Below are 24,546 nucleotides of genomic sequence, written 5' to 3'. Positions count from 1 at the left end.
CCGACCCACAGCGCGCCGACCGTGGATCCGAGCACGCTTCCGAGCATCGATGGTCGTCATCGCGGATCCCCTCGCTGCCCAGCTCCCCCGGTACGGGGATCAGCGGCGGGTGCGGTCCCGACCGCGGCGCGGCGCCGCTGTCCGTCGCCCGTTCCACCCCTTGCCCCATCTATCGAACTTCGATAGATTTCCATCGTAACTCGATTGAAGGATGGGTCATGGGAAAGCTGACAGTGCGGGCGCTGCGCGCCGTGCTCGCGGTGGTGCTCGCCGGCACCGTGTTCGTACAGGCGTCGATGGTGTGGGCACTGGCCACCGACCCGGAGGACGGGACGCTCCCGCTGACCCCGCTGCGCCTGGTCACGATCCTGGGCATGGTGTCGGTCCAGGTCGCCCTGGTCTGCGTGTGGCGGCTGCTGGCGATGGTGCGACGCGGAACCGTGTTCTCCCACGCCGCCTTCCGGTACGTGGATGTCGTGATCGGCGCGATCGTGGCGGCCGCCCTCGTGTGGTTCGCGGTCACGGCCATCAACGCGCCGGGCCAGCGGGAGGATCCGGGCGTCACCCTCATCATGGGCGGGGTCGGCATGGCCATCCTGGGGGTCGCGCTCATGGTGCTCGTGCTGCGGATGCTGCTCGCCCAGGCCGTCGCGCGCGACGTCGAAGCGACCAAGATGCAGGCCGAGTTGGACGAGGTGATCTGATGCCGATCGCCGTCGACATCGACGTGATGCTGGCCCGGCGGAAGATGTCCGTGGGCGAGCTCGCGGACCGGGTGGGGATCACGCCCGCCAACCTGGCGGTGCTCAAGAACGGCCGCGCCAAGGCGGTGCGCTTCGCGACGCTCGCCGCGCTCTGCGAGGTGCTCGACTGCCAGCCCGGCGACCTGCTGCGCTGGGAGGCCGAGGACGCCGCGGCAGCGGACGCACCCCAGGGCGAGCACGAAATCGCCTGACACCACGCGCCCTTGACACAGCTCGCGCACCGCACGCACCGGTCGAGAATCCCGATCTGCGAACGCGACCTCCCCCCCGGCGAACCCCCGTCCTTCCAGCGCGGAAGGGCGGGGGTTCGCCGTCGCGTGGGCGGCCAGGGCCTCACCGCCCCCGCCCGACGGACGGCTGCCGGTCCGGACGGCTACCGGTCCGGACGGCTACCGGCGGACAGTCGCCGGTTCGGGCGGGGACCTTCGGCCCGAACCGGCGCACGTCGTGACGATCCTGCGTCCCGGCCTGTCAGGAAGATTGACATGCTCGGCGCACCCTCCCATCATGGGAGCGCTCCCAAGCCTCACCCGTCTCACGCATCGTCGACGGTTGAAGCGGCGCCCCACGCCGCACAGTTACCCGTCCATCGTCCGGCTCCGCGGCGTGGCCCCGGGCCGGCGTCCCACCCGGGAGGAACACCCCCATGCTGTTCCGCAAGAGGCCAGACGGGCTCCGCCGCCCCCTCGCCGTGACGGCCTCGGCCGCCCTGGCCGTGGTTGCCGCGACTCTGCCGCTGTCCACCCCCGCCGTTGCGGCCGACCCGGCCGCCACCGGCGACACCACGGTCACGGTCAACGCGAACGCGGGCCTGGGCACCGTCAGTTCCACCGCGCTCGGCGCCAACACCGCCATCTGGGACTCGTACATGAACGACCCCCAGGTCGCCTCCCTGTACAAGGCCGCCGGGATCGGCGCGCTGCGCTACCCGGGCGGCTCCTACTCCGACATCTACCACTGGGTCGACAACACCGCACCCGGCGGTTACGTCGCCCCCGGCACCGACTTCGACGCCTTCATGGGAACCGTGAAGGCGTCCGGCGCCCAACCGATCCTGATCGCCAACTACGGCTCCGGCACGGCCCAGGAGGCCGCGGACTGGGTTCGGTACGCCAACGTCACCAAGGCGTACGGGGCGAAGTACTGGGAGATCGGCAACGAGATCTACGGCAACGGCGTCTACGGCAGCGGCTGGGAGAACGACGTCCACGCCGACAAGACGCCGGACCAGTACGCCAGGGAGGTCAAGGCGTACGCCGCGGCCATGAAGGCCGTCGACCCCACCGTCAAGATCGGTGCGGTGCTCACCATGCCCGGCAACTGGCCGGACGGACTGGTGGCCGCCGGCGACACCGGCGACTGGAACCACACCGTGCTCGCCGCCGTCGCCCACGACATCGACTTCGTCAGCGTCCACTGGTATCCCAACACCAACAACGGCGACCAGTCGCTGGCAGCCGTGCAGCAGTTGCCCGGTGAGCTCCGCGAGGTGCGCAACCTGGTGAACCAGTACGCGGGGGCCGACTCCGCGAACATCGGCATCGCGATGACCGAGGTGAACTCCAACTCCGGCGGCGGTGCCTTCACCAGCCACCCCAACGGCCTGTTCGCCGCGGAGGCCGTGATCACGGCGCTGGAGAACGGCGTCTTCACCGTGGACTGGTGGGACACCCACAACGGCGCGGGCGCCATCACCACCGTGGGCGGTGAGACCGACTACGGCGACATGGGCATGCTGTCGAACGGCAGTTGCTCCGGCAGCGTCTGCGAGCCGGCGGTGAACACCCCGTTCGCGCCGTACTACGGCATCAAGGCGCTGGGCGCTCTCAGCGACCCGGGCGACAGCATGGTGGCCTCCGGCACCTCCGGCTCCGAGGTGTCGTCGCACGCGGTGCTCCGGGCCAACGGTGACCTCAGCGTCCTGCTGCTGAACAAGAGTTCCTCCGCCGAGCACACCGTGGACCTGCGGTACCAGGGCTTCACCGCCGGCTCGTCGGCTCCCTCGGTCCAGCGGTGGGCGCCCGGTGGCAACGGCCTGGTGGACGCGACCGGCACCGCCACCTCCTCCTCGGCGACCCTGGCCCCGTACTCCATCACCGTGCTGACCATGCACCCGAAGAGCGGCACCGGCTCGTCCGCCGCCACCGTGGGCACCCCCGGTGCGCCGCGGACCACCTCGGTGGGCGCCGGCACCGTCACCCTCGGCTGGCCGGCCACCACCGGCGCGGTGGACCGCTACGAGGTCTACGAGCAGCTCGGCACCACCATCCAGCTGCTCGGCTCCTCCACCGGCACCTCCGCCACGCTCTACAACCTCCCGCCGGGCTCCCGGCACACGGTCAACGTGCTGGCCCGGGACCAGGCGGGGCGCCTCTCCCGGCCCTCCGTCCCGCTGACCTTCACCACCGGCACACCGGGCGACAGCACCTGCACCGTCTCGTACCAGGTGACCACCGGCTGGGGCAACGGCTTCGTCTCCAACGTCGTGGTGAGCAACCTCGGCCCGGCGGACATCAACGGCTGGACGCTGGACTTCGACTGGCCGTCGACCGGGCAGTCCGTCGCCTCCTGGTGGAATGCCGACATCACCGGCACGGGGCAGCACGTCCGCGTGACCAACGGCCAGTACAACGCGCGGCTGGCGCCGAACGGCGGCAACTCCGTCGACTTCGGCTTCGTCGGCGGCAACAACGGCGCCAACCCGTCCCCGACGGTCTTCAGGCTGAACGGAACGGTCTGCCGGACCGTCATCTGATCCGCACCCCCACCCCGGCCGGGGGCGGCCACCGCCGCCCCCGGCCGGGGCGTCTCCCCGGGCCCGACGAGAGGGTGCCGCTCCCGCGTCGGGGAGCCCAACTGCACCACGGCGTCGGGGAGTCCGCTGCACCACGACTGCCGCTGCGGCAGCCACGAGCGGACGAGGAGCACGGCCCGCGACGCCGGAGTCGAGGGTGTCGCGGTCAGTACTCGTTCTTGATGACGAAGAACGAACCGCGGATGGTGCCGGCGAGCTTCGATTTCTGGCGTGCGAACTTGAACCGGGAGGCGAGCTCCTCCGGGACCTCCATCCCGTCGGAGAGCTTGAATCCGACAGCCCGCTTCTTCGGGTCGTCGACGGTGTACATCACGTTGATCGACAGGCCGCTCTCGTAGAAGACGTACGCCATGCGGATGTTCTCGACCTGGAAGGCCGTGGCCTCCAGCGGCCGGGAGGAGATGACGATGTCGCGTTCCTCCTGGAGGATCCGGTGCACCCAGTCGACGGCCGCCGTGGCGTCGCTCGCCGGCTCCACCGTGAAGACGTGGTCGTACTTGTTCTTGAAGTAGCGGGCCTCGTTCGCCCGCAGACCGGCGAGCGCATCCGCGACGGGCGACGACTCCAGACCGACGGTCGAGACGGTGACGAAATCCACGGTGTACGTCATGGCAGGTACCTTCTCACGGGCGTCCGTGGACGACCGCCCTTCGACACGTACGCTCCCCCGAAGTCGTGACCGCTCTCGGGCCCGGCGCCCGGCGCCCGGCCGGAGGGGACCTCCGCCGAACGGGCGCGCCCGCCCTCGTGCTGCGCTCAGCGGTGCCCGGGGATTCCGCTGCAGCAGCCGTCCGACGGCCTCCGCCTTCGGACGGCGGACGGCGGACGCGTCAGCGTGCGGCCTGGTAGGCACGGCCGGCGGCGGTCGGTGTCGTGCCGTCGGTGAAGAGGCCGCTGCTCGGCTTCGACGGGTCGGCACCGAGGCCGAACCAGGCGTAGCGCTGGAGGTAGGGAAGGGCGTCGAGGGCCTTGGCGGAGGCGGTGACGAAGGCGGCCTGCTGCTCGGGGGACGGGAAGCGGGTTCCCCGGGAGAAGTCGATCAGGGCGTACTCGGTGAGCCAGATCGGCTTGTGGTAGCGCTGGTGGACGGCTTCCAGGTAGGACGTCAGCTGGCTGACCGCCTGGGGGGTGCGGAAGTCCCCGCCGTACCAGTGGAGCGTGATGAAGTCGACCCGGTACCCCTTGGCCGCGGCGCCGGACATGAAGCGGTCCAGCCAGCCGCCGGGGGTGTCGGCGCCGTACGCCACCGCGGGGCTGCCGAGGACCTTGCCGGCCTGCATGAGCTGCGGCCACAGCGCCAGGGCCTGGTCGGCCGACATGTTCGACTGCTCGGCCATGTCGGGTTCGTTGAATCCGAGCAGGTAGGGGCCGTTGGCGCGGGCCTGGGCGAGGGAGGCGTCGGTGACGGACGCCGCTCCCCAGATCATCGGGACGAAGGACGCCGACGCGGGTGTCGTCACGCCGGGGTGCCGGGTGGCCCAGGTGTAGTACCAGCCCGCCCCGGAGGCGGCGAGTGCCTGGCTCACGCCGTCGAAGGACCAGACCCCGACGCCCTTCCGGGCGGACGTGGCGATCCCCGTCGGGGCCGCGGCCCCGGCGGTGGGCGTCGGCGCTCCCGACGGCGCCGGGGACGGCCGGGTCGGGGACGGCTGGGCCGGGGACGGGGTGGGCGAGGCGGACGGGGCCTGTGACGGGCCGGGGCTCGGCGGGGCCGCCTCGACGGGTGCGGGCAGGGCGGACGGCGCGGAGAGCGCGGCCGTCTCGGCCGGGGCGTCGAGGAACCCCGGTGTCAGCCGGGCCCCGACCAGGACGGCGACCGCCGCCAGGGCCGCCACCGCGCTGCCGAGGACCGGCTTGGAGACGGCACGCGGTCGCCTGCGGGTGGAGCGGCGCGCCCGCCGCCCTCTGCCGCCGGGGTCCGGGGAGGGGGAGCGCGTACCGCTCGCGGTGAGGGCGTCGAGGATCCGGGCCGGGTCGAGGCTCGGCGGGACGGCCAGCAGGGGCAGGCCGTACAGCAGCCGCTCCACGGGGAGCAGCCCCTGCTCGGTGCCGGTGCAGCGCGCGCAGCCGCGGATGTGCCGTGCGAACCGCTTGCGCCACAGCGGGCTCGGGGCGTCGTCCCAGGTGGCGGCGGTCTCGCTCAGTGCGGCGCAGCGCGGGTCGGCGGCCAGGCCGCGTACCACGAGCCGGGAGACCTCCAGCCGGCCCTTCATCCGTCCGATCCGGACAGCGGTGTGACCGGTCGACAGGCCGAGGGCGGCGACGAGGTCGGCCTGTTCCAGTTCGCCGGTCTCCTTCAGCCACCACAGGGAGAGCAGTTCGCGGTCGTCGGGGTCGAGCCAGCGGGTGGCCTCGGCGATCTCGCGGCGCTGTTCGGTGAGTCCGAGGCGCACGATGGTCAGGCCCACGAAGTCCAGGGCGGGGTCGGGTATCGCCTCGGCCTCTTCCAGGCGGGCGACGCGGTCGGAGGCCACGGCGCGGTCGTGTTGGCGGTTGCGCACCTGCCGGATGGCGATGGCGACCAGCCAGGACCGGAAGGCGGCGGGATCCCGCAGGTCCGGCAGTCCTCGTACCATGCGCAACAGCGTCTCCTGCACGACGTCGTCGGCGTCGGCGTGGCCGTTCAGCGCCCTGCCGACGATGTTGTAGACCAGCGGCAGGCAGTGGGCCACCAGATGTTCCAGTGCCTGCCGGTCACCGGCGCGCGCCGCCGTCACCGTCCCGGTGTCGGGTCCGCTGCGTGGGGTGTTCGGCATGGGTCCGTTCCTCTACGTGGGGTGGGCGGCCGTGACAGGGGCCCCGGCGCCCGTGCTCCGGACGGCGGGACGCCTCTGTCTACGGAGACCGTCCGAGCGGCCGCTCGACAACGGAAATCCGGTCGCGGGCCGGATTTCCGTCGTCGAGCGGCCGCGGACCCGGTCACCGACACGTGTGCACGCACCCCGAGGAGCATGAGGGCGGCACCGGAATGACACGAGGAGGCCGAGGATCAGGGTGCCGGCCGCCCGCCGCGGCGACCGGGCGGCCTGTCCTGGTGGTGCACGCCACCGTCGGTCTCCTGGGCGTGCGGCGGGCCGGGCCGATCAGGCCGCCACCGACCGTGCGCCGCTGCGGGGCTCCGCCCGTACGACACGGCGGCGCCGGGACGGCATGCCGACGGTCGGGTTGGCGACGCCCCAGGCCGCGCCCTTGCAGATCAGTTCCTTGTAGAGGGCGGCCGGACGGCCCGTCAGGGTGCGCTCGACCGCGCGGTCGTCGGCGGTGACGAACTGGATCAGGCCCTCCTTGCGGCCGAGGGAGACGCACTGCTGGAAGTAGCGGACGGGCACGCGGGGGACCTTGGTGCCGGCGAGCCGGGCCGCGACGGCGTCGGCGGCCTGCCAGGCCATCGGCACGCCCGAGGCGCAGGACATGCGGAGGGGCTTGCCGCCCGGGCCGATCGCCGTGGCGGCGTCGCCCACGGCGTACACGTCCGGGTGGGAGGCCGAGCGCATCGTGCCGTCGACCACGATCCGGCCGTCGTCGGCGAGCTCCAGGGTGGTGGCCCGGGCGATCGGGTGGACGGCGAATCCGGTGGTCCAGACGGTGACCTCGGCGGGGATGTCCCGGCCGTCGGCCGTCGCCACGCGGTCCGCCGCCACGGTGGTGACCGCGGTGTGCTCGTGGACGGTGATGCCGAGCCCGTCCACCACCTTCCGCAGGTGGGCGCGGCCCTTCTCCGAGAGCCATGCGCCGAGGGCGCCGCGGGTGGCCAGGGCGACGTCGAGGTCCGGGCGGGTCTCGGCGATCTCGGTCGCGGCCTCCAGGCCGGTCAGGCCCCCGCCGATGACGACCACGGGCCGGCCGGGCTGCAGGGCGGCCAGGCGGTCGCGGAGACGGAGGGCGCCGGGACGGCCGGAGATGTCGTGGGCGTGTTCGGCCGTGCCGGGCACTCCCCCGTCGTTCCAGCCGCTGCCGAGGGCGTAGACCAGGGTGTCGTACGCCAGCTCCTGCTCGTGGCCGTCCGCGGCGGTGACCGTCACGCTCTTGCGGTCGACGTCCACGGAGGTGACCTTCGCGAGCTTCAGTGCCACGCCCGTGCCGGCGAACATCTCGTCGAACGGCCGGGGCCGGAGGTCCTGGCCGGCCGCGAGCTGGTGCATCCGGACGCGCTCGACGAAGTCGGGCTCGGGATTGACGAGGGTGATGGCGACGTCCTCCCGGTGCAGCCGCTTGGCGAGGCGGCCGGCGGCGACGGCTCCGGTGTAGCCGGCCCCGAGGACGACGATGCGGTGCTGCATGTGCCTGCTCCTGTCTGGAGGTTCTGCCGCTGTCTCTGCGCGGTTTCGTCTCCTGAACCGGGCAGCCCGGCGTTTCCTGACAGGACCGGGGTGTGAAGCACGTCACATCGGTCAGAGGGTGTGAAGCGGGGCGCTCCCGTGGCCGGCGGCGGCCCACTGCCCGGTCGCGCGGACGAGCTTGTCGGGGTTGACCTGGCTGCGGACGGCGGCGATGCCGTCCGCGGTGACCTCCAGGCAGGTGATGCCGATGACCCGGCCGTCCACGACCGCCACGGCGGCGGGCCCGCCGTTGGCGACCGCGCAGTAGAACTCGACCGCGCCGCCGACCTGGGCCCGCTTGGCCGCGCTGGGCTTGAACAGGCCGCGCAGGAACTTCGCGACCGCGAGCGCGCCCTCGAACGCCTTCGCGCGGGCCGGGACCTTGCCGCCGCCGTCGCCGACCGATACGGCGTCCTGGGTCAGCAGGCGCACGAGCGGTTCGGTACGGCCGCTGGTCGCCGCGGCCAGGAACTCCTCGACGATCCGCCGGGCGGCGGCCCCGTCGATCTCGGTGCGCGCCCTGCCGTCCGCGACGTGCTTCTTCGCCCGGTGGTGGATCTGCTGGCTGGCGGCCTCGGTGACGTTCAGGATCTCGGCGATCTCCCGGTGCGGGTAGCCGAAGGCCTCGCGCAGCACGTACACCGCCCGCTCGTTGGGCGACAGGCGCTCCAGCAGGACGAGGACGGCGTACGACACCGACTCGCGCTGCTCGGCGGTTTCGGCCGGGCCGAGCATCGGATCCCCGGCGAGCAGCGGCTCGGGGAGCCACGCGCCGACGTACGTCTCACGCCGGGCGCGGGCCGAAGTGAGCACGTTGAGACAGAGGTTGGTGAGGACCTTCGTCAGCCAGGCCTCCAGCACCTCGATCCGCTCGACGTCGGCCGCCTGCCAGCGCAGGAACGTCTCCTGCACGGCGTCCTCCGCTTCGTTCGCCGAGCCGAGCAACCGGTAGGCGATGGCCTCCAGTCGGGGCCTCGCGGCCTCGAACCGGTCCACGTCGCTCATGATCAGGGCCATGCCGCGATCCTAGTCGCTCCCGGGCACCGCCATCGGACGGCGGGGAGGTCGGATCTCCCGCGAAGGGGCACCGGGGGCGCCGCCCGGCCGGAGGCGTCCGAGGACGGCCGGGCTCCGGGTGGCGGCGGGGGTGACGGCCGTGTCCCCGTTGCCCGTGATCGGGCAGCCGCCGATCCGGCCGCAGGAGGCGTACCGGCCCTTCCCGTCGAGGACCGACGAGCGGGCGACGGTCGCCCCGGCCCGAAGTGAGGAGCCGTTCCTCTACCGCGGCTCGACCGTTGGGGAACCCGCGGTGCCTAGCGTCCTGTCCGCCGGAGCGATGGCCGCTCCGGGGACTGCGGACGGACCCGGGGGCATCCCTGAACGTCGCGGCGCGCAACGGCGGCACGCCCGGCGGGAACCGGGACGTCCGGCCGCTGCAGGGCGGCGGGCGTCCCTGCCGGGCTGCACACGGCGATGGGGGGGGAGAGCGGTCCACCGCCCCTGCCCGCCACCGGCTTCCCGGCCGGACGCACAACCCCTGGAGGAGGACACCTTGTTCGACGCACTGTCCGACGCCCTCGCCGACGAGCAGTTCTACGCGCCCCTCGGCACGATGGCCGACCCCGGCCGGCGCTTCGCCCCCGCCCGGGTGCCGGCCGGCTGGCACGGAACCGACCGGGACATCTGGACGGCGTGGGACGGCCCCGGGGTCCGCCGGGCCGAACAGGGCTGGAAGATCCACGTGTCGGCCCGGCTGGAGCGGGTCCAGGAGGTCCTCGACACGGTGGCGGACACGTGCTTCGCCGAGGGGGTGCCGTTCAAGCACGTGTCGGCGCGCTTCTTCTTCCTCGCCCTCCACCACAAGCACGCGGCCCGCTCCCAGTCGGGCAAGTCCTGCACCGTGTACCCGGCGGACACCGGGACCGCCGGACGGGTGCTCGCCCTCCTCGCCGACGCCCTGCACGGCGAGGAGGGCGCCTACGTCCTCACCGACCGCCGCTACCGTGACTCCCGGACCGTCCACTACCGCTACGGCGCGTTCGCCCGCCGGAGCCGGCTGCGGCCCGACGGCACCGCGGAACCGCTACTGACGGACGGGTACGGACACCAAGTGCCGGACGTACGGCAGCCGTTCTTCGTCCTGCCCGACGGCGTCGCCGACCCGTTCGTGGCCGAGGAGCCGGCACCGCACCGGGGCGCGATCCGGATCCGCGACTACGAGGTCGTCCGGGTGCTGCAGCCGAGCAACGCCGGCGGCGCGTACCAGGCCCGCGACACCCGCACCGGACGCCTCGTCCTCGTCAAGGAGGCACGCGCGCACACCGGCTACACCTGGGACGGCGCCAGCGCACGGGAGCGGCTGCGCCAGGAGTACGACATCCTCACCGCCGTGCACGCGGGCGCCCCGGGCGTCTGCCCCGAGCCGCTGGAGCTGTTCACCGCATGGGAGCACGACTTCCTCGTCATGGAACACGTCGAGGGCCTCCCGCTGGTGAAGTGGATCAACCACAGCTCCCCCGGCCTCCGGGCCGACCGGCCCGTCCAGGAGTTCGACCGGTACCACGCCGACTGCCGCCGCGTCCTCGCCGCGCTGGACACGGCCCTCGACCGGCTCCACGCGCTGGGGCTCCGGTTCGGCGACGTCAGCCCCGGAAACGTCATCGTCACCCCCGCCGGCGACGCCCGGCTCGTCGACTTCGAGTCCGTGACCCCGCAGGTCGACCGCCCCGCCCGCATGGGCACCCCGGGCTTCGCGCCACCCCCCGGCCTCGCCGCCGAGCACCCCGCCGACCCGGTCCTCACCGACCGCTACGGCCTGGCGGCCGTCGCCCTCACCCTGCTGGCGCCGTTCCACAACGCACCCCAGCTGACCCCGGCCAACCTCGCCCTGCTGCGGCGCGACCTGGCGGCGACCGCCCCGGTGCCCCGGGACCTGTGGCAGCGGGCCACCGCCTTCCACCGGCCCGACGGGAACGCACCCCCGGCGCTGCCCGCCCCCGAGGAGGTCGACGCCGACCCGCTGGGCTGCCTCGCCCGGCTCGCCGACCGGACCGCGCGGGGGCTGCTCGACCTGGCGGACCCCGACCGGCCCGACTGGGTCTTCCCGCCCTCGCCCCTGGCGTTCCACACCAACACGCTGTGCGTGGCGTACGGAACGGCCGGCGTGGTGCACGCCCTGCACCGGGCCGGCCTGCCCGTCCCGGACCACGTCGACAAGCGGCTGCGCCGGGACGCCCTGACCGCGGCCGACACGCTGCCCCCCGGGCTCGCCGTCGGCTCGGCCGGGGTCGGACGGGTGCTGGCCCGGGCCGGGCACCTCGACGAGGCGGTCGACCTGCTGCGCACCGCCGACCGCCATCCGCTGACGGCCGCCACGACCACACTGGCCGGAGGCCGGGCCGGGGTCGGCCTGGCCTGGCTCGCCCTGCACCGGCACACCGGCGACCCACACCACCTGGAGCGGGCCGCCGCCGCCGGCGACGCGGTCCTGCGCACCCCCGACCTGACGCGGACCCTCGGCGCCCACGACGCCCGCGGCCTGTTCCACGGCCGCTCCGGACTGGCGCTGTTCCTCCACCACCTCGCCCGCGCCACCGGCGAACAGCACTACCTGGCGGCCGGACTCGGGCTCCTCCACGAGGAGTTGGACCGCGCGGTGGAACTGCCCGACGGCTCCCTCTCGTTCGCCGACAACAGCGTGAACAGGCGGGTCATGCCCTACCTGGCCACGGGATCCGCCGGCATCGGAACGGTCCTGCTGCGCTACGCGGCCGCCACGGCGGACGAACGCTGCACCGCGGCGCTGCCCCGCGTCGTCGCGGACGCCCGCAAGGCCTGCGCGGCGCAGGCCGGCCTGCACGACGGCTTCGCCGGACTCGCCTACCTGCTCGCGGAACACGCCGACTTCACCCGGGACGCCGCCGACCGCCGGAACGCGGTGCGGATCGCGACCGGACTCCTCAAGTACGCCGTCCCCCACGGTGACGGCGTCCGCTGGCTCGGAACGGGCTCGCTCCGGTTCAGCGCCGATGTGGCCAGCGGCAGCGCCGGGATCCTGCTGGCGCTGCACCGAGCCCTCCACGGCCCGGGTGACGACTGGTTCACCCTGGATCCCGCCCACCCACAGGAAAACGAAAGGAACCGTCCATGACCGAGATCCTCGCCCTCCAGCAGCTCGAACTCGAATTCGACCAGGCGGAGGAGGCGTACCCCTACCCCTGCTTCAGCATCTACGCCAGTTCGTGGGTCGACGCCGACCTGTCCTGACCGGCACCGTCCGACGGCCCCGTCCCGACCAGGAAGGAACCGTGCCATGACCGAGATCCTCGCCCTCCAGCAGCTCGCGACCGACCCCGAGCCGGAGGCCGACGCGGCCTACCCGTGCCTCAGCATCTTCGCCAGCTACTACTACGAGACGCTGTAGCACCGGCGGGAACCGCCGCGCCGCCGGCATCCGACACCGGATGCCGGCGGCGCGGCCGTGCGTGACGCACCGCCAGGCCCGCACGCCGATCCGACGGCTACGGCCGGAGGACGCGTCGCGCGGACGGCCACAGCTACGGCTACGGCTACGGCTACGGCTACGGCTACGGCTACGGCTACGGCTACGGCTACGGCTACGGGAAGGCAACGCCTCGGCCGGGGAGAGGGCACCCGGCCGTGCCGGTTCACGACACGCCGGGCACCAGCCCGACCCGGTGGGCGAGGACGACCGCCTGGACGCGGTCACGCAGGCCGAGTTTCGCCAGGATCCGCGACACGTAGGTCTTGACGGTCTCGGACGTGATGAACATCGCCGCAGCGATCTCCGCGTTCGACAGCCCCTCGGCGATCAGCCGGAGCACTTCCAGCTCGCGGGGGCTCAGCACGCGCACGATGTCCTGACCGGCCGTCCGGGAGGTGCCGGCCGGTCGCAGGTGCTGGGCGAAGTGGCCGATGAGGTGGCGGGTGACGGCGGGTGCCAGCAGGGCCTCGCCCCGGGCGACGGTCCGGATGCCGTTGACCAGCTCCGCCGCGGGCGCGTCCTTGAGGAGGAAGCCGCTCGCTCCGGCTCGCAACGCGTCGTAGACGTAGGCGTCGACGTTGAACGTGGTGACGACCAGGACCTTCGACGTGCCTTCGGCATCCGGACCCGCCAGTTGCCGCGTCGCCTGGACACCGTCGAGCAGAGGCATCCGGATGTCCATCACCACCACGTCGGGGCGCAGCAGCCGCGCGGCCTGAACGGCCTCGTGGCCGTTCTCGGCCTCCCCGACGACCTCCATGTCCGGTTGCGCGGAGAAGATGGTGACGTAGCCGGTTCGCACCAGCGCCTGGTCGTCGCAGACGAGCACGCGGATCGGTGGTGGTGCATCACTCACGGGGGTCACTCCTGAAGGGACTTGGACGAAATCGTGGCGCGGACCCGGAACCCGCCCTCGGGCAGGGGACCGGACTCCAGTTCACCATCGAGCATCCGCACCCGTGCATGCAGCCCGGCCAGCCCGCGTCCGCCCGCTGGGCCCGGTTTCCGGGCGACCGGTGCGGCGGCCGGTCCGTCGGTGGTCACCTCGATCTCGATGTGCTCGTCGCCGTGCCGGAGCAGGACCCGTGTCGGCTCCCCGGCCGCGTGTTTCATGGCGTTGGTGAGCGTCTCCTGCACCACCCGGTACGCGGCCAGCTCCACGTCCACGCTCTGCGGCCGCCGTTCGCCCTGCTCGCTGAACACGACCGGCTGGCCCGACCTGCGGGCCTGCTCGACCAGATCCCCGACCCGCCCCAGGGCGGGTGCCCGGTCCGCACGCGCCGGGTCCGCGGCCCCCGACTCGCCGGTCGCCTCCAGGACGCCGAGCAGGTACCGCAGTTCCGTCAGCGCCCGGCGGCCGGTGTCGCTGACGGCCGCCAGTCCCTCGCCGACGCGTTCCGGCGCGGACGTGATCAGGAACTGCGCCGCGTCGGCTTGGACCACCATGGCCGTCACGTGGTGGGTGACCACGTCGTGCAGCTCGCGGGCGATCCGCGCCCGTTCGGTGACCGTGGCCGCCTCGGCGGCCAGCCGGCGCCGCTTCGCCTCTTCCGTCCGCCGCGTGCGCACCGTGCTCCCCGCCAGCCGGACCGCGGCCAGAATCAGATAGAACGCGAGGTAGTCCGGTATCTCCTGCGGTGAGCCGAGGCGGTGCAGGACGACGGCCAGCAGGGCATAGCCCGCACTCGCCACGGCGGCCAGCCCGTGGCGGAAGCGGACCTGATGGGCTCCGGCGGAGTACAGGGCCAGATACAGCCCCACACTCGCGAACGTCGTCGCGAAGCCCAGCGCCTGGTGCACGGCGAACGCGCCCGCGACAACGGCCAGGCAGGCCGCGGGCCACCTGCGGCGAACCGCCAGCGGCAGGGTCTGGGCCAGGACCAGCCCGACGCCCAGCACGCTCGCCGGCCGCTCGGGCAGATCGCCGATCTGTGCGCCGACGCCGGAGAGGGTCGGCACGAAGGACAGCAGGGTGAGCGTCAGAGCGAGGATGCCGTCCTTGAGGAGGGCATCCCGCTCCTGCCACCTGCCGAGCGGCGTCCTGAACAGCGCGAGGCTGCGGGGCGTCTGACGGTTCATCACTTCTGTTTCCTCCGGTGAGTCTGCCTCAGTGGCCCGCACGTCGGCGGGTCTTGATCCCACCGTTCCGGTGGGCGAGGACGAGCATCGGGACGGCGAGAGCCACGGCCATGAGGATGGGCGCGATCGACGCCTCCAGTCCGAAGTTGCCCCCGGTCAGGATGGCGGGGCCGTGGATGCCGACGGTGAACAGGCCCTCGGGGGCGTGTCCGGAGACCGGGATGCCGAGCAGTTGCTCCGTGGTGTTCCAGACGAAGTGCAGACCCACGACGAACCAGATGCTACGCCGCCACAGGAACGCGGCTCCGAGCAGGAGGCCCGCCTCCAGAGCGATAGCCACTGCGCTCCACCCGTTCGCTCCCGGGGCGCCCAGGTGGGCGACACCGAAGAACAGCGAGGTGATCACGATGGCGGCCCGGCTGCCCCACAACTGTTCCAGGGCCTGCAGTGCGAGAGCACGGAACAGCAACTCCTCGGTGACCGAGGCGCCGATCTGCACCACGACCGCGGCCAGGACGACCGACAGGAAGCCGTGGCCCGCCCAGGAGAACGAGTAGCCTCCGCACACCGTGATCAGGATGGTGGAGACGAGGACGAAGGCCAGGCCGATCCCGCCGCCGAGCAGCGCCGCCCGGCCGGCCCCGCGCCAGGCGATCTCCGGCGTGGAGCGGTGTGCCGCACGGTGCATGACCAACCGGTACACGGCCACTGCGGCGGCCGCGCCCAGCACCGGCACCGGACCCGGTCCGGTCGCCGTCAGGCCCGAAAGCAGGCCGACACCGACCGTCCCCGTCAGCATCCAGCCGAGCGGAGAGCGCACGATCCGGCCGAGCCGGCTGCCCCGTCCCTCGCGGTCCTCGTCCAGGCCGGAGCCTGTGTCGTGCGGTGTGACGGACGTCGTGTCCATGGTGGCCTCCCCTGTCGTGGTCGCACCTGCGGCGACCTGACGACCACACTAGGAATCCACCGACGTCCGCGAATCACCCTCTCAGGGACAGCTCCTGTAGCTCGCACGGGGGATGCGCCACCCGCGGCGGCGAGATCGGGGCGGGAGCCGGTGTCCTGAGGCGGGCCGCCGTCCGGTGGTCCGCAACGGCCACCACCGGCCCCGGATCCGGTTCAGGCCGCCGTCGACGCACAGGCTCGAACCGGTGATGAAGCTGCTCTGCTCGGAGGCGACGTACCCGAGGTGCTGGAGGCTGTAGAGCACGTTCATCGCGCAGTGCTTCGCACCGTCCTCGTTGCCCGTGATCAGACAGCCGCCGACCTGGCCGTAGTAGGCTTACTGGCCCTCGGAGTTGAGGATCGAGGAGCAGGCGTACAGCCGCTCGATCGCCGTCTTCATGACCGAGGAGTTGTCCCCCGGCCAGACCGGCGGAACACTCTGGCACCGTGGCTGACTTGCGGTGAAGACCGCCATGCCTTCGTGATCCTTCCAGGAGTACGCGAAATCCCAAATCTCGCGCGCACCGGCGCCGCCTGGGCAGTATCGCCGTCAGGACCAGCAACCGCACCGAGCCGCTGGAGGTCGCTCGCATCCGAGCCACCACCGCCCGCTCCGCACCCGCTCGGAGGGCGAGCGCCTCGGCGCTCGGCTACACCACCTCGACCCGGCCCACGGCATTCCCGATGCCCGCGCCCGCCGGCTGTGCTTGCCGACCCGGCGCGAGGACCTGAGCCCCAACGACTACGAAGCCCTTCAAGCAGCCTGAGAGGACGTCAAGTCCGTCTCTGGATGATCTGGTGTCGCCCGTTCGTGGGTGCGGAGGCATTCGACCTGACTCGCATGTCGCGTGCATGATGGGGTCGGAGCATGGAACGGGGTCCGTACTCAACGGACTTGCCCGACGGGCAGTGGGCCTTGATCGAGCCGCTGGTCACCGCCTGGAAGCGGGAGCGGCTGTCGCGGTCGGCGACCGGGGACCCGGGCTCCTGTGACCTGCGTGAGGTCGTGAACGCGTTGCTGTACCAGAACCGGACGGGCTGCCAGTGGCGGCTCCTGCCGCACGACCTACCGGCCTGGTCGGCAGTGTTCCACTACTTCACCCTGTGGCGGCAGGACGGTCTTGAACAGCGGATCCAGGAGATCCTGCGCTGCCAGGTGCGGGAGCGGGCCAGGGACTCCTCGACCAACCCGTGCGCGGCCGCTACCAGAGACGGACTCAACGTCCTCCGAGAACTCCCCCCTCCGCACCCCGGCGCGCCACCTCACCGGCCGCCGCCTGATCCGAGGCCGCCCGCACCCCACCCGACACCTCCACGATCGACGTGTTGCGACGACCGGGCCGGTCGGACGGGAGCGGGGTGGCCACGCACGCCGATCGCGGGATCGAGGTCGGGCCCGATGCGGGCGGCGCCGGCAGCCGGGTGGTCTTCAAGGGCATCCTGGACACGCCGGCGGAGGCACGCGACTCGCCGACGGCACAGGCCCTTGCGGCGGCGTTGAAGGGCGGCACGCCCGGTGCCGGCGAAAGCGGTCGTCCGACCGTCACGGTGGCGAATCCCGTTGCTGCGCAATCCTCTTGATGTGTCCTTGACCGGCGCACGGTCGAGTCGACTAGGCTAACTTTGGCATGTCCACTTGAAGGGTGGGGCTCGTCGTGGCGGTAGAACTGCCGGATCCAGTGGTCAAGCTAATCTCCTTACGCCGACACGACCCGGTCGGAGGTGGGCGAGGACAGCATCCTCGAACTCGCCACCTGTGTCGAAGACTTCGCCGAAAAGCCGGAGGTCTCGCACCAAGACGCCACCGCCGACCCGAAGAACCTCGCCGAGGGCTGTCGGGGCGCCTCCCGCGAGACGGTGGCCGCCATCCCGGCGGAAGGCATCGGACAACTCACATGTCCGAGCTCCTGACCGGCCGTCAGGCCGTGGCCATCTTTCCTCCCACAGCAGTTGGGACGTGTGCGCAACCATCGTCACCAACGGCGGACACGACGTCCAGGACTCCCGGTGCGGCCACACCTCCGTGGAGGTGTGGACCCTCGGCGCAGGCAGCCTCTCGCAGTACACCCAGGCCCTGGGCTGGAACGGGACCGGCCCCTTCCCCTACGCCGGCGATGTCGCCGTCAAGACCGACGTCCGCTGCTGACCCTTCGGCCCACGGCGACCGCCGTGGCGCCGGATCCCGGAACCGCTGTCGCCGACCGTCCGGCGGATTCTCCGAGGCCGGTCATGTCCATCGAGCAGTGCGGTACCGACCCCCGAGCCGTCACCGGAACCTGTACCGGCCACCCGGCTTCGCCGGCCGGTAGTGAGTACGCCCGCTGCGGCGCCGCCCCTCTCCGCGGTAACCAGGTCTGCGACGGCCGCACCCACCAGCCGCGCTGCCGACCGCTGTCCTCGTCACGAGCCCTCCGTCGAACTTCTCACCCGCCCGGTGCCCACACCGGGACGAGGCCGGGTCCGGGGCCGTTCCTCCATCGAGCCCGAAGGAACCATCGCATGGCATCCGTCATCAAGACCCGGAACACCGCGACCCGACTGCTCACGGCCGTCGCCGTCCTGAGCGGCCTGGTGCTGAGCGCCGCACAGGCCCACGCGGCAGCCCCACCGTCCCCTGACGAGGCGTCGGCCGCCGCTGCCGCGCTGCCCGTGGTGAACATGGAAGCCACCGTCCTGGCCGCCCAGATCGATCCCCGACGCGCCGACAGCACCCAGACCCCGGGCGCCCACGACTCGGTCCTGGCCGTCGAGCGGGCCCTGCAGGCCCGCGGCCTCCTGGACACCCGCTGGGTGGACGGGTACTTCGGCACCACCACCATCAGCGCCTACGCCGCCTTTCAGCGCTCCCTCGGCTACAGCGGCCTGGACGCCAACGGACTGCCCGGCACCTCCTCCCTCACCGCGCTCGGGCAGGGCCGGTTCACCCTCACCCGCCAGATCGGGCCGGGCGCGAAGCTGCGGCGCGACGGATACACCGTCGACACCCGCACCCAGAACATGCTCACCGAAGCCGAACGCATCCTGGGCTTCGCCCTGACCCTGGACCAGGGCTCCTACAACCCCGGCGGCGATCCCACCTCCGCGGGCACCCACGACGGCGGCGGCGTCGTGGACATCAACGTCGACGGGATGACCAGCACCACCCGCACCGCCGTCGCCAAGGCCCTGCGCCAGGTCGGATTCGCCGCCTGGGTCCGCAACCCCACCCAGGGCGACTGGCCGTGGCACATCCACGCCGCGGCGATCAGCGACACCGACCTGGCCACCCAGGCCCAGAACCAGACCGGTGACTACTACCTCGGCCTCAACGGCCTGGCCAACCACGCCCCCGACGACGGCCCCCGCATCCCCATCCAGACCTGGGAGGAGTACCGGCGCACCCACTGACCGCGCCCGCCCCCCACGCACGACCGAAGCACCCCGTCGATGACACTCCGCGAAAGGGAGAACCGTGAAGAACATACGCACCACGCTCGCCGTCGCCGGCACCGCCCTGGTCATGGCCATTCCGCTCGTCGCCGCCACCTCCGCCCCTGCCTTCGCCGCGTCCCGCGACGGGGACTGCGACTCCGGCGAGTTCTGCTACTACTACAACAGCAACGAGGCCGGCTCGATCTCCGACTTCACCGGCTCCATCAGCGACTACGGGACCACCCAGCCGACCTGCTACGAGTTCAAGGGCTCCGGCAACGGCCAGGGCGTCTGCATCAAGAACAACGCCGCATCCGTGTGGAACCGCACCGGCAAGACCGTCCGCGTCTACTACAACAGCGGCTACGCCGGCGCCAGCCAGGACTTCGCCCCCGGCGCCAAGGGCAACCTCAACGCCACCCTGAAGAACAACAACGCCTCCCACCAGTTCCTCGGCAGCAGCGGCGGCGGCAACCAGAGCCCCACCAACGACTTCGACCACCGCACCCGAGGCTTCGCCGCCGACAACTGCACCGCCTTCGCGGCGTACCGCATCGCCAGCCGTCTCGGCGTCCCGAGCTTCAGCAACTCCTGGGGCGGCACCACCTGGGGCAACGCCGGCACCTGGGACAACGCCGCCCGCCGCGTCGGCGTCACCGTCAACACCACCCCCACCGTCGGGGCCATCGCCGTCAACGACGTCCACAAGGTCGGCCACGTCGCGTACGTCAACGCCGTCCACTCCGACGGTTCCTTCGACGTCGAGGAGTACAACTGGAACAACCCCCTCGCCTACGGCACCCGCACCCACCTCCACGTCAGCAGCGCACAGGCCGACTTCCAGTGGATGCTCCACTTCTGAGCAACCACCGGCAGGACACCGGCGCCCCCGGGGTGATCCTGTGAGTGTGCAGGTCGCGGCGGTGTGACGACATCCGCGGCAGCGGTACACGTCGAAGCCCCGTCGGGCGAGGTCGATCAGGAAGGGTCACCCGCCCGACGGGGCTTCGACGTACCGCCGATCAGCGGGCAACAGCCCGGTCAAGCTGCAGGGCTGATGCAAAGTTAGTTGATTTTGCATATTGCCTGGTCGGTGTGGGTGTCCGAAGCAGGTGAAGCTCCGTTGTGGTTGATGACCTCGCGAGTCGTCCACCAGCAACGGAGCTTCGGTGCGTCAGTCTGCCATGTCCTGTCCCTGCTTGGAGTGCGGTGCCGGTGTGTCGGGTGCGCACGGCTTTACGGAGCTGGTGGGCGGGCTGCGGGATCCGGGGAAGGCGCGGGGGCGTCGGCATCCGCTGCACGCGGTGCTGCTGGTTGCGTTGTGTGCCATGGCCTGCGGGTTCGACTCGTTCCGGGCGATGGGGCAGTGGGCGGCCGCGGCTCCGCAGGAGACGCTGGTGCGGCTGGGACTGCAGACACGCGGGGCGTTCGCGCTCGCGGTGCCGCCGAGCGCGTCCACCATCGGGCGGGTGGTCTCGGCGGTGCTGCCCGGCGGGCTGGAGGTGCTGCTGCGGGCCTTCCGGGAGAAGGCGGTGACGGTGGCCGTGGACGGAAAGCGCCTGCGCGGCTCCCGCCGCGGGGCAGGCGCGGTGGTGACCGTGCCGGGGGGCGATGCTGCAGGACGGGACGCTGGTCGCGCAGCAGCGGGTGCCGGACGGGACGAACGAGATCACCGGGTTCGCCGCCCTGCTCGCGGCCCTCGACCTGGCCGGGGCGGTGGTCACCGCGGACGCGCTGCACACACAGCGCGAGCACGCGAAGGTGCTGGTCAAGGAGTTCGGCGCCCACTACGTCTTCGTGGTCAAGCGTAACCAGCCCGACCTGTGGGAAGCGTGCCGGGCGGTGCCCTGGGACCGCGTGCGTGCCTCACGCTCCACCGTCCGCGCCCACGGTCGCGTGGAGACCCGGATCATCAAGGCCGTGACCTGGGAAGGTCTCGACTTTCCGCACCTTCGGCAGGTCGCGCGTGTCACCCGCCACCGAGCCCTGCGCGCGAGCGGGAAGCGGTCCCGGGAGCGCGTGTACGTGATCACCGACCTGTCCTCGCGGCAGGCCGGCCCGCAGCGGACCGGCGAGATCACACGAGGGCACTGGGGCATCGAGAACAAGGTCAACCACGTGCGGGACGTGACACTGGGTGAGGACGCTTCCCGCATCCGCACCGGCCACGGAGCCCAGAACATGGCCACGTTGCGATCAGTCGCGATGAACTTTGTACGCAGGGCCGGAAGTTCCATCGCCGACACACGCCGCCGACTGGCCCTCGCACCGCACACAGCCCCGCTCGACCTCTTCGGCATCCCCCGTGACCTGCGCATTCACAGCTGAAATCCGACTTTGCATCAGCCCTGCTGTACAGATACCTGATTGACCATCAGAACAGTCAGCAAAAGGTCAGCATTGATCCTGCCAAACCCTGTCGTACATGCCTACACACGAGAAGGTCGGCAGTGCAGCGCAATGTGCCGACCCACATGATTGGCAGGTCAGCGAGGCTCCTCACGCGCTCCTCGGAGCGGAGGTTTCAGCGGTAGTTTCGTGCAGGCGGAACAGCCCCGTGTGAAGGGAAAACCAGCAGGTCAGCGCGCCCGACCCCGTGGCTTCAGCGGCACGGCGGGCAGCGTGGGAGCAGCCAGCCGGGCGCCGTCGTAGCCGTGCACCTCGCCGAACCGACGCCCCTTCTCCCAGTCCTCCCGTGCCTGTACGGTCTCCTCACCGGATCGGCCGATGAAGTTCCACCACATAACAACCGGTTCAGCATGGCAGGAGAGGTTCGAACCTCCGCTCAGGCTGCCCGGGATTCAACGGTGCTCGGGGTTCTCGAAGTCGAAGCGGCAGCCGGCGTCCCACTCCGAGCGCTGGTTGCCGTGCGCGGGAATGCCGCCGGCGTCCTTCAGCATGCGGGCCAAGTGCAGGAGGTTCCAGGTCATGAAGGTGGTGTTGCGGTTGGTGAAGTCGTTCTCCGGCCCGCCCGACCCCTCGTCGAGGTACGACGGCCCCGGGCCCGCGGCGCCCACCCAGCCCGCGTCCGCCTGCGGCGGGATCACGTACCCGAGGTGCTGAAGGCTGTAGAGCACGTTCATCGCGCAGTGCTTCGCACCGTCCTCGTTGCCCGTGATCAGACAGCCGCCGACCCGGCCGTAGTAGGCGTACTGGCCCTCGGAGTTGAGGATCGAGGAGCAGGCGTACAGCCGCTCGATCGCCGTCTTCATCACCGAGGAGTTGTCGCCGAGCCAGACCGGGCCGGCGAGGACGAGGATGTCGGCGGCCATCACCTGCGAGTAGAGGACCGGCCACTCGTCGGTCTCCCAGCCGTGCTCCGTCATGTCGGGCCAGACGCCGGTGGCGATGTCGTGGTCGACCGTGCGGACGACGTCGACGGCGACACCCTGCCGCTCCAGGATGCCCCGGCTGATGTCGATCAGGCCCTGGGTGTGGCTGCGCTCGGGCGAACGCTTGAGGGTGCAGTTGAGGAAGAGGGCGCGCAGATCGCCGTAGGAGGCGGCGGCGTCGGGGGTGGTCATGGCGGTCAGCAGAGCACACGGGTGCGGCCAGGGCGAGCATCGTGGGCCGTCCGGGTGGCGGCGGCGGGTCGACGGCCTGCCGGGTCAGCCCGGGTCCTGCCGGGTCCGGCGGGGTCCGACAGGACCGGCGGGAACAGACCGGGGGCGTTTTCCGTTGTCCGGTGCGGCGCTCCGGCGCCGTGACCCGACGTCCCCCGAAGGGAACCCTCCGTTGAGCCTGTACGACATCCCGCTGCGCACCCTCGCGGGCGAGCCCTCCTCGCTCGCCGACCACAAGGGCAAGGCCGTGCTGGTGGTGAACGTGGCCTCGAAGTGCGGCCTGACCCCGCAGTACGCCGGCCTGGAGCGCCTGCAGCAGCGGTACGCGGACCGCGGCTTCACCGTGGTCGGCTTCCCCTGCAACCAGTTCATGGGCCAGGAGCCCGGCAGCGCCGAGGAGATCCAGACCTTCTGTTCGACGACGTACGGCGTGTCCTTCCCGCTGTTCGAGAAGGTCGACGTGAACGGCGACGACCGTCACGCCGTGTACGCGCAGCTGACCGAGGCGGCGGACGCCGAGGGTGCGGCCGGCGACGTCCAGTGGAACTTCGAGAAGTTCCTGCTGTCGCCCGACGGCACGGTCGTGGGCCGCTTCCGCCCGCGGACGGAGCCGGAGGCCGACGAGGTGATCGCCGCGATCGAGGCCCAGCTGCCGGCCTGAACCCGGCCTGAAGCACCGAACCGGATCCCGGTCCGGCCACCGGCCCGCACGCCGGTCACCGCCCCGGCCGTCCTCCCCCGCGCGGGGAGGACGGCCGGGGCGGTGTGCGTCAGCGGCCGAAGGTGTCGATGCCCTCGATCAGCCAGCGGCCGTCGCGGCGCACGGCGTCGACCGCGAACATCGCCGCCGCGTACGTGGCCCCGGTCTCGGCGCCCTGGGCGGTGCTGGTGTTGCGCTGGTCGGCGAAGACGACGACGCGGGCCCGGCCACCGGTGAGCAGCTCCACGCCACTGTCGGTGACGGTGGTGGTGAGGACCAGTCTGCGGGCCGCGGCCTGCGCCCTGACCTCGGCGAGCATCGCGGTGTGCTGTTCGACGGCCTTGCCGGTGAGCAGTTCCTCGGCGGCACGGTCGGTGCGGGCGGGGTCGGCGAAGCTGTACGAGAAGAGCGATCCGACCGCCTCGGAGACGGCGGCCCGCACCTCCCCGGTGCGGGCGGGGTCGGTGAGGGCGTGGTTGCGCCCGGCCGATCCGGCGTCGAGGTCGGCGGTGCGGACGGCGGCCAGCGCGGCGAACGCCCCCAGCAGCAGGGCGGGCAGCAGGAGCGCGGCCCGCAGGCGCGGCCGGGGGCGGGAGCGCCTCCGGGCCGCGGTGGCGGGGCCGTCCTCGTCGTGGACGGTCGCGGGCTCCGTGCGGGAGCCGCGGGCGGGTGTCCGGGGCGTGGTCGGCGGAGCGGGCGCCGTGGTGGCGGTCGCGGTCGCGGTGCCGGCGACCGTGGCGGGGCCGGTGGCGGCGCCGACCGCGGCGAGGCGGCGGTGGCGGTTGATCAGGTGCCGGGTGGTGGACACGTCGGCCGTCCTCTCGCTGGTCGGTTCAGTGGCCGGGGGTGGCGGAGGCCGAGGGGCCGGTGGGGGCGGCACTGGCCGTCGGCGCCGGTGTGTCGGCGGTGGTGCCCATCGGGGCCTGTCCGAGGGCGCTGAGCTTCCAGGTGTCGCCGGTGCGGGTGAGCTCGCCCAGCAGGCGGCTGTCCTTGGTGGAGGTCGCGGGGGTGGCGGCCTTCGGCGTGCGGACGGTGATCCGCACGGCGACCATGACGGTGGCGCGGCCGGCCCGGTCGTCGAGCTCGGTGACGGCGCCGGAGAGGATCTGGGCGCTGGTGACCGTCTTCGCCTGCTGCACCTGGGCGGCGAACGCGGCGCGGCCCTGGACGAGTTGGTCGTGCAGGGCGCCGGTGGTGGAGGACTCCCAGAGGGCGAGGCCGCGGTCGAGGTCGGCGGCGTCGAGGGTGTTCATGTTCTGCACGGCCTGTTCTCCGGCGGCGAGCACCCGGTCGCGGGTGCGGGCGAACGCGGCGGAGTCGTCGTGCGCGGCGGCGTACCAGCCGTAGCCGAACCAGACCGCGAGGACGGCGGCGGTCAGGGCGAGGCAGGCGGCGGCCCGGGTGCGGTGCGCGGCGGTGACGGCGGTCGGGCGTCGTCGCGTCATC

General features: G+C 72.2%; 21 protein-coding genes and 4 pseudogenes. 13 read left to right on the top strand and 12 right to left on the bottom strand.

Annotated features, from left to right (window positions below; genetic code table 11):
• The first annotated feature begins 218 nt into the window (after window positions 1–218).
• The 3 genes from OG335_RS38130 (at window position 219) to OG335_RS38120 (ending at window position 3,519) form a co-directional block, all read left to right on the top strand.
• Complete coding sequence (locus tag OG335_RS38130) at window positions 219–704, top strand: DUF2975 domain-containing protein (protein WP_405009282.1); 486 nt, start codon at window positions 219–221, stop codon at window positions 702–704.
• A complete protein-coding gene (locus tag OG335_RS38125; protein WP_405009283.1) occupies window positions 704–955 on the top strand; it encodes a helix-turn-helix domain-containing protein in 252 nt (83 codons plus the stop codon). Before OG335_RS38130 ends, OG335_RS38125 begins: the two co-directional genes overlap by 1 nt.
• 455 nt (window positions 956–1,410) lie before the next feature.
• A complete protein-coding gene (locus tag OG335_RS38120) occupies window positions 1,411–3,519 on the top strand; it encodes a cellulose binding domain-containing protein (protein ID WP_405009284.1) in 2,109 nt (702 codons plus the stop codon).
• A 205-nt stretch (window positions 3,520–3,724) separates the two neighbouring features.
• Here the strand turns inward: OG335_RS38120 and OG335_RS38115 are convergent, their stop codons facing one another.
• From OG335_RS38115 to OG335_RS38100, 4 genes are all read right to left on the bottom strand, one after another.
• Window positions 3,725–4,189, bottom strand: a complete 465-nt coding sequence (locus OG335_RS38115) for a phage tail protein (protein WP_405009285.1) — start codon at window positions 4,187–4,189, stop codon at window positions 3,725–3,727.
• A gap of 220 nt (window positions 4,190–4,409) precedes the next feature.
• A complete protein-coding gene (locus OG335_RS38110; protein ID WP_405009286.1) occupies window positions 4,410–6,335 on the bottom strand; it encodes a sigma-70 family RNA polymerase sigma factor in 1,926 nt (641 codons plus the stop codon).
• Window positions 6,336–6,662: 327 nt separating this feature from the next.
• Window positions 6,663–7,859, bottom strand: a complete 1,197-nt coding sequence (locus tag OG335_RS38105; RefSeq protein ID WP_405009287.1) for an NAD(P)/FAD-dependent oxidoreductase — start codon at window positions 7,857–7,859, stop codon at window positions 6,663–6,665.
• Window positions 7,860–7,970: 111 nt separating this feature from the next.
• Window positions 7,971–8,915, bottom strand: coding sequence for an RNA polymerase sigma-70 factor (locus tag OG335_RS38100; protein WP_405009288.1), 945 nt, complete (start codon window positions 8,913–8,915; stop codon window positions 7,971–7,973).
• A 535-nt stretch (window positions 8,916–9,450) separates the two neighbouring features.
• Between OG335_RS38100 and lanKC the strand changes: the two genes are divergently transcribed.
• Complete coding sequence (gene lanKC / locus OG335_RS38095; RefSeq protein WP_405009289.1) at window positions 9,451–12,048, top strand: class III lanthionine synthetase LanKC; 2,598 nt, start codon at window positions 9,451–9,453, stop codon at window positions 12,046–12,048.
• 517 nt (window positions 12,049–12,565) lie between these two features.
• On the opposite strand, the gene OG335_RS38090 is transcribed toward lanKC, so the two are convergent.
• The 4 genes and pseudogenes from OG335_RS38090 to OG335_RS38075 form a co-directional block, all read right to left on the bottom strand.
• Complete coding sequence (locus tag OG335_RS38090) at window positions 12,566–13,258, bottom strand: response regulator (RefSeq protein ID WP_405009290.1); 693 nt, start codon at window positions 13,256–13,258, stop codon at window positions 12,566–12,568.
• 5 nt (window positions 13,259–13,263) lie between these two features.
• Window positions 13,264–14,481, bottom strand: coding sequence for a histidine kinase (locus tag OG335_RS38085; RefSeq protein WP_405009291.1), 1,218 nt, complete (start codon window positions 14,479–14,481; stop codon window positions 13,264–13,266).
• A gap of 28 nt (window positions 14,482–14,509) precedes the next feature.
• On the bottom strand, window positions 14,510–15,388 hold the full coding sequence (locus tag OG335_RS38080; protein WP_405009292.1) for a CPBP family intramembrane glutamic endopeptidase: 879 nt from the start codon (window positions 15,386–15,388) through the stop codon (window positions 14,510–14,512).
• Between the two features lie 255 nt (window positions 15,389–15,643).
• Window positions 15,644–15,856: pseudogene (locus OG335_RS38075) on the bottom strand (flavodoxin family protein); the annotation flags it as partial.
• A 438-nt stretch (window positions 15,857–16,294) separates the two neighbouring features.
• Here OG335_RS38075 and OG335_RS38070 point away from each other — a divergent pair.
• The 8 genes and pseudogenes from OG335_RS38070 to OG335_RS38035 form a co-directional block, all read left to right on the top strand.
• Window positions 16,295–16,601, top strand: a pseudogene (locus OG335_RS38070) (transposase); the annotation flags it as partial.
• Between the two features lie 184 nt (window positions 16,602–16,785).
• On the top strand, window positions 16,786–17,007 hold the full coding sequence (locus OG335_RS38065) for a hypothetical protein (protein ID WP_405015636.1): 222 nt from the start codon (window positions 16,786–16,788) through the stop codon (window positions 17,005–17,007).
• A 141-nt stretch (window positions 17,008–17,148) separates the two neighbouring features.
• Window positions 17,149–17,337, top strand: coding sequence for a hypothetical protein (locus tag OG335_RS38060; protein ID WP_405009293.1), 189 nt, complete (start codon window positions 17,149–17,151; stop codon window positions 17,335–17,337).
• A 46-nt stretch (window positions 17,338–17,383) separates the two neighbouring features.
• Window positions 17,384–17,572, top strand: coding sequence for a hypothetical protein (locus OG335_RS38055; RefSeq protein WP_405009294.1), 189 nt, complete (start codon window positions 17,384–17,386; stop codon window positions 17,570–17,572).
• A 353-nt stretch (window positions 17,573–17,925) separates the two neighbouring features.
• A complete protein-coding gene (locus tag OG335_RS38050; RefSeq protein ID WP_405009295.1) occupies window positions 17,926–18,813 on the top strand; it encodes a peptidoglycan-binding protein in 888 nt (295 codons plus the stop codon).
• A 64-nt stretch (window positions 18,814–18,877) separates the two neighbouring features.
• Window positions 18,878–19,699 (top strand): CHAP domain-containing protein, encoded by an 822-nt coding sequence (locus OG335_RS38045; protein WP_405009296.1) that lies wholly within the window; start codon window positions 18,878–18,880, stop codon window positions 19,697–19,699.
• Between the two features lie 322 nt (window positions 19,700–20,021).
• Window positions 20,022–20,294, top strand: a pseudogene (locus tag OG335_RS38040) (transposase family protein); the annotation flags it as partial.
• A 154-nt stretch (window positions 20,295–20,448) separates the two neighbouring features.
• Window positions 20,449–21,165, top strand: coding sequence for an ISAs1 family transposase (locus OG335_RS38035; RefSeq protein WP_405009297.1), 717 nt, complete (start codon window positions 20,449–20,451; stop codon window positions 21,163–21,165).
• A gap of 251 nt (window positions 21,166–21,416) precedes the next feature.
• Here the strand turns inward: OG335_RS38035 and OG335_RS38030 are convergent.
• A pseudogene (locus tag OG335_RS38030) lies at window positions 21,417–21,593 on the bottom strand (pirin family protein); the annotation flags it as partial.
• A 45-nt stretch (window positions 21,594–21,638) separates the two neighbouring features.
• On the bottom strand, window positions 21,639–22,361 hold the full coding sequence (locus tag OG335_RS38025; protein WP_405009298.1) for a flavodoxin family protein: 723 nt from the start codon (window positions 22,359–22,361) through the stop codon (window positions 21,639–21,641).
• 211 nt (window positions 22,362–22,572) lie between these two features.
• Between OG335_RS38025 and OG335_RS38020 the strand changes: the two genes are divergently transcribed.
• Entirely contained in the window at window positions 22,573–23,061 is a 489-nt protein-coding gene (locus tag OG335_RS38020; protein ID WP_405009299.1) for a glutathione peroxidase, read from the top strand.
• Window positions 23,062–23,170: 109 nt separating this feature from the next.
• Here the strand turns inward: OG335_RS38020 and OG335_RS38015 are convergent, their stop codons facing one another.
• Both OG335_RS38015 and OG335_RS38010 read right to left on the bottom strand, forming a co-directional pair.
• On the bottom strand, window positions 23,171–23,908 hold the full coding sequence (locus OG335_RS38015) for a hypothetical protein (protein WP_405009300.1): 738 nt from the start codon (window positions 23,906–23,908) through the stop codon (window positions 23,171–23,173).
• Window positions 23,909–23,933: 25 nt separating this feature from the next.
• Window positions 23,934–24,545, bottom strand: coding sequence for a hypothetical protein (locus tag OG335_RS38010; RefSeq protein WP_405009301.1), 612 nt, complete (start codon window positions 24,543–24,545; stop codon window positions 23,934–23,936).
• Window position 24,546: the final 1 nt, after the last annotated feature.

Origin of the sequence: Kitasatospora sp. NBC_01539, assembly GCF_045040525.1 — a bacterium.
Taxonomy (GTDB): Bacteria; Actinomycetota; Actinomycetes; order Streptomycetales; family Streptomycetaceae; genus Kitasatospora.
The sequence above is the reverse complement of the archived record's forward strand: the minus strand, read 5'-3'. Positions and strand labels throughout refer to the sequence as shown.

What these genes read in the sequence shown, in the direction of transcription:
- OG335_RS38115 (WP_405009285.1), bottom strand. Translation starts at nt 4,189, where the DNA reads ATGACGTACACCGTGGATTTCGTCACCGTCTCGACCGTCGGTCTGGAG.
- OG335_RS38080 (WP_405009292.1), bottom strand. Translation starts at nt 15,388, where the DNA reads ATGGACACGACGTCCGTCACACCGCACGACACAGGCTCCGGCCTGGAC.
- OG335_RS38035 (WP_405009297.1), top strand. Translation starts at nt 20,449, where the DNA reads ATGCTGCAGGACGGGACGCTGGTCGCGCAGCAGCGGGTGCCGGACGGG.
- OG335_RS38025 (WP_405009298.1), bottom strand. Translation starts at nt 22,361, where the DNA reads ATGACCACCCCCGACGCCGCCGCCTCCTACGGCGATCTGCGCGCCCTC.
- OG335_RS38010 (WP_405009301.1), bottom strand. Translation starts at nt 24,545, where the DNA reads ATGACGCGACGACGCCCGACCGCCGTCACCGCCGCGCACCGCACCCGG.
- OG335_RS38120 (WP_405009284.1), top strand. Translation starts at nt 1,411, where the DNA reads ATGCTGTTCCGCAAGAGGCCAGACGGGCTCCGCCGCCCCCTCGCCGTG.
- OG335_RS38050 (WP_405009295.1), top strand. Translation starts at nt 17,926, where the DNA reads ATGGCATCCGTCATCAAGACCCGGAACACCGCGACCCGACTGCTCACG.
- OG335_RS38110 (WP_405009286.1), bottom strand. Translation starts at nt 6,335, where the DNA reads ATGCCGAACACCCCACGCAGCGGACCCGACACCGGGACGGTGACGGCG.
- OG335_RS38125 (WP_405009283.1), top strand. Translation starts at nt 704, where the DNA reads ATGCCGATCGCCGTCGACATCGACGTGATGCTGGCCCGGCGGAAGATG.
- OG335_RS38130 (WP_405009282.1), top strand. Translation starts at nt 219, where the DNA reads ATGGGAAAGCTGACAGTGCGGGCGCTGCGCGCCGTGCTCGCGGTGGTG.
- OG335_RS38105 (WP_405009287.1), bottom strand. Translation starts at nt 7,859, where the DNA reads ATGCAGCACCGCATCGTCGTCCTCGGGGCCGGCTACACCGGAGCCGTC.
- OG335_RS38085 (WP_405009291.1), bottom strand. Translation starts at nt 14,481, where the DNA reads ATGAACCGTCAGACGCCCCGCAGCCTCGCGCTGTTCAGGACGCCGCTC.
- OG335_RS38100 (WP_405009288.1), bottom strand. Translation starts at nt 8,915, where the DNA reads ATGGCCCTGATCATGAGCGACGTGGACCGGTTCGAGGCCGCGAGGCCC.